At 59.2% G+C, this 6,753-nt stretch carries 2 protein-coding genes; both read left to right on the top strand.

All coding sequences use genetic code 11. The features are described 5' to 3' along the window. The coding region (locus tag K1X71_20820; GenBank protein MBX7075592.1) for an acyltransferase domain-containing protein at positions 1-1,502 on the top strand (1,502 nt) is incomplete at its 5' end. Positions 1,503-1,652: 150 nt separating this feature from the next. After that, the coding region (locus K1X71_20825; protein ID MBX7075593.1) for an SDR family NAD(P)-dependent oxidoreductase at positions 1,653-6,753 on the top strand (5,101 nt) is incomplete at its 3' end.

The following is a 6,753-nucleotide window of genomic DNA, read 5'->3' on the forward strand; positions in this document are numbered from 1 at the left end:
ACTCCCCCTTCTGGATCAACGATCGCCTGCGACCCTGGAACTCCCCCCCCGGACAGCCCCGCCGTGCCGCCGTCAGCGCCTTCGGATTCGGCGGCACCAACGCCCATCTCCTCTTAAAGGAACCGCCGGCCGATGTTCCACTACAAAGCGAGAACCGCGAACCACAACTGATCACGCTCTCCGCCCGCGATGCAGATGAATTGCATGACCTCGCAAACCGGATGTCGCGCTATCTTCAGCAAAATCCATTAACGCAACTGGGGGATATCGCCTATACCTTGCAACAGCGCAGTCAAAAAGGACAAGTCCGTTGGGCGAAAGTAGCAGCGACGACCAGTCAGTTGCAGATAGCGCTCGACGAACTATCCACGACGAAACAACTCGCCCCCGCGCCAAACGAACAATTGCCGCGCGTCGCGTTTGTCTTCGCCAATGAAGAAGAGTGGGACAGCGACTTTGCTTCGGATCTCATCGCGCGATCGAACAACTATCGGCAAACATGTGAATCGGCGGAGCAGCTTGCCGCAGCGCATGGCACGTTCAATGAAGCAGAAATCGCCCTGTTCGCAAATCAATTTGCCACGGCCGAAATGCTTCGACAGCTTGGCATCGCTCCCGATGTGATCTGCGGATACGGAACGGGCGACTACGCAGCCGCCTGCATCAGCGGAGCGATCACGTTTTCAGATGCGGTCGATCTACTCCGCCATCGAACAACGCTTCTCAAGTCATTGAATTTGCGAACTATCCATGTCCGCGTAGCCGCCAAATCTGATTCACTCGAACGCGCGCTAGCCGCGCACGTCTCGCAGTATTCCATCGCCGCAGTCATTGCCGCGGAAGAACTAATAATCAGCGTACAGCAAGATCACCTCGACGAGATCCGTGCCGCCTTAACGGACGCACGCATCGATTATCGCATCACCACGATCAACAAGCCGCATCACTCGCAGTTCGTCGGGCCTGCCACGGAAACCATGAATCGGTTTCACGAAACGATGCCGGCTGAACCCGCGTGGATAACCTGTTGCCATACCCCTAACGGCGCCTGGGCTGGGTGGGGTAACCACTGGCAATCCCCCATCCGCTTGGATCAAGGCCTCGCCATGCTCCGGCAAAAGTCTCCTAATCTGATTATTCAGATTGGGCCGAATTCGCGACTTGAGGAGCGTCTCCATTCGGAATTGCCAGAAAGCCAATGCTACCGGGTTCTCGAAACCGGCGGACAGAATTGGGAGAAAATCCTCCAAATCTTGGGTAAACTGTACGAATGTGGCCTGAATCCGACTTGGGCGCCGCGCCGCTCCAATTCGGAACGAAAGCTTGACCTGCCGACCCGTTCGTTCCGTCGGCAGAGCTTTTGGGTCACGCCCAATCCGCCCCAAATCAACTCGTCGATGCCGTTAGTTCGTGCCCCATCTATGCGGCTGCGCCATCCTCTTTTGGACGAATGCCTTGGCGAAGGCGTCGCGTCCGAAAATGGACAGGCCGCGGCTCGCTAGCTCGCTGCTCATGGGGCGACATTCGCGGCAACCGTCGGAAGGGTAGACCGAGTGGCCATCTACCGAAAACTGTGCGATGTCCGACAGGACGTCTGTGCTGGAATGCAAATTGCAAACCACACAGCGCTGTCAATCAGCGCGCAGATCGAAATGGCTCTCGCGGCAAGTCAGCACCAACTGATTGAATCGGCATGGTCGCTCAAGGAGGTGATGCTTGGATCGCCGCTAGAAATCGATGCCCGCCATGGAGTCTTGGTCCAACTGGAACTTCGTGAGGAACCTGGAGCGCGCGCAAAACGTTTTTGCGTGCGATCGTTCCCGGCGGGCGCGTCCGAACTCAGTGAACACGCATCTGGATTGATTTTCGTTGAACGAGCGCCCAAATCAGCGCCCTTGCTCGACGACCATTGCGACTCAGCCTCATCGCCAATTCAGGCGGAGACGATTTATCGCGAGATCGCGAATCTGGGATTCAATTACCTTGCCGATTTCCAAACTATTCAAGAAGCCGCCTTCAGCGACTTCCGCGTCCTAGCCACTTTACGCGCGCCAACGCGCTGGCCGGACCAAGAACTCTACGTCGTCCATCCGGCAATTCTCGAGGGCGCCTTCCAAGTTGCTGGAATGTTGGCGGCCCGAGTCGCCGCGACTGAGTACTATCCGACGAAAATCGGGCAGATCGAAGTGCTTGAGTCGCTTCCGGTCGAGGTGAGTTGCCGAGCGGAAGTCCGGCCAACGGCTGGCGGAGCGATCTGCTCGTTTGAACTCGTCGATCAGAGTCAGCGCATGGTGTTGCGGGCGTCGGGCATTGAATTTTCACGCCCAATCGCCACTCGTTCACAACCGCAAGCAGAAGCTTCACAAGCGGCCGAATGGTTTTTTGACGTCCATTGGGACGAATCTCCCCTCACGATCCGCGCAACGGCGGAAGTCGAGATCGTCTGGAACCAAATTACACCGCCAGCTCTGGCCGGAATCGATCGCATATTGAGCGACATTTCCGCAACATCGATTCGCGCAGATCAACTCACGGGTGTTGATCTGGGAAACAGGTGGTTGATCTATGGCATCCAAAGCGCACTAGGCGCCACGTTGACAGAAGATGCCGATGCGGTCGGACGAATCGTCGAACAACAGTTGACTTCGCTGACCGATCTGCTGCGTGGCATCACGGCTAGCGACAAGTCGCCAGCCGCGCTATTCATCGTCACCACGCCCGCGCCCAATGGTCCTCAGGCCCACACCTTGCCGGCGGACATTGCAGCCGTTCACGCCTATTTGACTGCTGCCAGCAAAGAGCATCCAGAGATACGGACGCGAGCACTGCACATTTCCTCCCAGGATGCGCCGGAATCGTTACGAGAGATTTTGGCTGCGGAAGCGCGCGAAATTGACCACAACATTGTCGTCTGGCGTCGTGGCGGTCAGCGCTATGTTAGACGCTTGGTCGCGCTTGACCAGCGAGAGCTGTCAAATGCTACGCCGAAATTGCGGGCGGATGGGATCTATCTGATCACCGGAGGGCAAACTGGCCTTGGTCTGGAGGTCGCAAAGCGTCTGGCGGCCCCTGGCCGCAAACTGATCCTCGTCAACCGCACTCCCATCGAGCAGTCGACAAGGCGGCGCAACGCAATTGCCGCGCTTGTCTCGCGCGGCGCGGAGGTATGGCCGGTCGCGGCGGATATAGCCAACAGCATTGACGTTCGCCGGTTGTTCAGTGAAATCCAGGCACGACACGGTCGACTAGATGGCATCGTGCATGCCGCCGGCGTCTTGCGGGACCGCGTGGTCGCCTTGATGGATCGCGAGACATTGGCGGCGGTGCTCGCGCCAAAGGTCGCCGGTTCGTGGCATTTACACCAAGAGTCCCAGCGCTTCGAACTCGATTTCTTTTGCCTGTTTTCCAGTTTGTCGTCTTTGACCTGCGGCGAGGGACAGGCAAACCACGCGGCGGCAAACGCCTTTCAAGACGCGCTGGCGCTGCACCGGCACGCCTTGGGGCTGCCGGCACTAGCGATCAATTGGGGTTATTGGGGGGAAACCGGGGTCGTCGCCTCCGAACGCTATGAGCAATCTCTGCGCCAGCGCGGAGTGGAGGCGATCTCCAGCGAGCTAGGCGCCTGGTGTTGGGAAACGGCGATAAGCCTCGGGCGCGCCCAGATCGGAATTGCCAACCTCGCGCGCGAACGTTTTGGCATTCAGATACCCCACGGCCAGGAATTGATTCCGGTCGCGCGTACAGCGCCCCTCATCCTCGAATCAGAGCGTCTGACGAGCGCGCTGACGGAAGAGATGCAGGCCTATCGCGGCATCGATGAGGTGTTCGATCAAGTATGCGTCGCTTATGTCGAGAGCCTCTTTGCCCAATGGGGAGTATTCCAAACCGAGAGCCAATTCTATCACGATTGGCACGACCTCGAACGGAACCTACCTCGTACCCTGCCGCTCTACAGGCAACTGGTTCGACGCTTTTTTCGCATGCTGGAGTCGGCCGGACTGGTCAGCATGAATAGAGGCCGACTGCGAGCAACGCGCCATTTGCTGCGCAATGCGCCCCAGAGCCTCACGCATGACGCGCGCATGCGCTATCCGCAGGCTAGCGCAGAATTGGATTTGCTCTCGCGCGCTGGAGAACAACTTAGCGCTGTGTTGAGCGGTGAACGAACCGCGGTTGAAGCGCTCTTCCCTGCCGGCTCCACTGAACTGGTTCAACGGCTGTACGAATCTTCGCCGTTCGCCAGGTACTTTCATGAAATGGTCGCCAGCGCTGTGGCGGCGGCGCCAATCGCAAAGGATGAGCCGTTCAAGATCATTGAAATCGGCGGCGGCACCGGCGCCACCACGGCATGCGTGCTGGAACGACTTGAAGGCAGAAATATCGAATATTGGCATACCGACATCTCCGAGGCGTTCTTGCGCCGTGCGGCGGAACGGTTTCACGATAAGCCAGGGGTGCGCTTCGCGCGACTGGACATTAACCAATCGGCAAGCGATCAAGGTATTGAACTGGGACGCTTCGATTGCGTGGTTGCCGCCAATGTGTTGCACGCCACGCGCGACCTGCGGGCTACGCTGCGGCACGTTCGCGAGTTGTTGCGCCCGAGTGGCACGCTGCTGCTGGTGGAAACCACGCGAGACAAGTTCTATGCCGATCTCACCTTCGCGCTGACGCCCGGCTGGTGGGAATTCACAGATCATGAATTGCGGGTTGATTCGCCACTGGTGTCGGCGTCGGCATGGAGCGATTTGCTCACCGCCAGCGGATTTGTTGGAAGCTCGAGCACCTACCCAGAACCGACGAGCCGATTTCCGAATACCGGACAACAGCTATTGGTCGCCCAGTCCGACGCGAGCCGACCGAGTGTTTCCGGCGGTAAGGCATTTTCCTCAGCTTCGTTCGAGCAGCCAGGCGCGGCCCCCCTCGAGACTGATACCTTCTCGGCAAGTTCAGCGACCGGCACGGAGCACGCGGTGGCCGACCGCGTCGCTCAAATCGTGTCGCGGGTGTTGAAGTTACGGCCGGAGCGACTGTCGCGCGAGCGCCCCTTTAGCGAACTCGGCGTCGATTCGCTGCTGGCGCTTGAAATTGTGCGTGAGCTCAAGAGCGGATTGGGAGTTTCGATCTTAACACCCGCCGACTTATACGCGCATACGTCCGTGGCGAAGCTCGCCACTCACCTGAAACCACTGGTGGCTAAGCCGCCTTCCTCGAAGAATCAGCATGTTCCGCCAGCGCCGATCGTTGAATTGTCGGGCACTGTGGCCAGCGCAACGACTGTTCTGCAACCGATTGTGCCAGATCAAGCGCCGGTGGAGCCGAAATCAGTGGCGCCGCCGCGATTTGCGATTGTCGGTTTGGCGGTCCGCTCTCCTGGCGCCGACAACCTGGAACAATTCTGGCGATTACTGGCCGCTGGAACTGATGCCGTGGGGCCACTTTCCGTGGAACGACGCGCGGAAGAGGTCGCCGCGAATGGATCGCCGCCAATTGGCGGGTTTCTGAACGAAGTCAATTGTTTTGATCCGCTCCTGTTTCGTATTTCGCCGGCCGAGGCTGCCGTCATGGAACCGCGGCAGCGGCTCTTTCTGGAAACAGCGTACGAGGCGCTGGAAAACGCCGGCTATGGCGGCGAACGTCTTGCTGGCACGCGCACCGGCGTGTTTGTCGGCGCTGGCGCCCAGGTGACTGTCGCTGCGCCAAATGTCGAGCACGCGGAACACTGGGCGAGCGGACTGACGCCGTCAATTCTTGCCAGCCGAATCGGTTACTTTCTCGATTTGCGTGGTCCTTGTCTTACGGTCGATACGGCATGTAGCTCTTCGCTGGTGGCGCTGCATCTGGCGCTACAAAGTTTGAAGTCGGGGGAATGCGATCACGCGCTGGTTGGTGGCGTGCATCTCAATGTGCAACCGCTCAACTTTGCCGCCTTCGAAACGATGGGCGCGCTCGCATCCAATCGCAAAGTGAAGGCGTTTGATGATCGCGCCGACGGATTCGTGCCGGCGGAGGGAGTGTGCGCGGTTCTCGTCAAACCGTTAGACTCCGCCATTCGAGATCGAGATTACATTCATGCGGTGATACTGGGCAGCGCGATCAATAGCGACGGACGTTCCAATGGACTGACGGCGCCCAACCCGATGGCGCAGGCCGACTGTCTCGTGTCGGCCTGGCGATCTGCTGAAATCCAGCCAGCCAGTTTGAGCTATGTCGAGACACACGGCACCGGCACCGCCATTGGCGATCCCATTGAGATTCAAGGTCTGCAGGCCGCATTTCAGCGGTTTGTTGTCCAAAACCAGTTCTGTCGCATTGGTTCTCTCAAGAGTCAGATCGGACATGCGGAGCCGGCGGCGGGCTTGTTGAGTGTCGCCAAAGTTGTTGCAAGCCTTGAGCACGAGCAGCTTCCGGCGACATTGCATTTCGATTCGCCCAACCGTTTTGTGCGATTCGAAGATTCGCCACTGTGCATTAACGACCGATTGATTGCCTGGCCGCGGGAGCAGGTCGTCCGTCGTGCTGGCGTCAGCGCATTTGGATTGAGCGGCACCAACGCGCATGTCGTGCTCGAGGAGGCCCCGCTCGCCACGCCCTTGGCCGACGCCAGCGAACCACACCCCTTGTGCCTCTCGGCCCGCACCCCCCAGGCCCTGCGCCAACTGGCCCAGCGCTACGCCGACCATCTGGAGACCACCGACCAGCGGCTGGCCGACATCGGCCACACGGCGGCGACCGGCCGCTTCCACCTCGCCG

The sequence above is a fragment of the Pirellulales bacterium genome (assembly GCA_019694455.1).
Classification (GTDB): Bacteria; Planctomycetota; Planctomycetia; order Pirellulales; family JAEUIK01; genus JAIBBY01.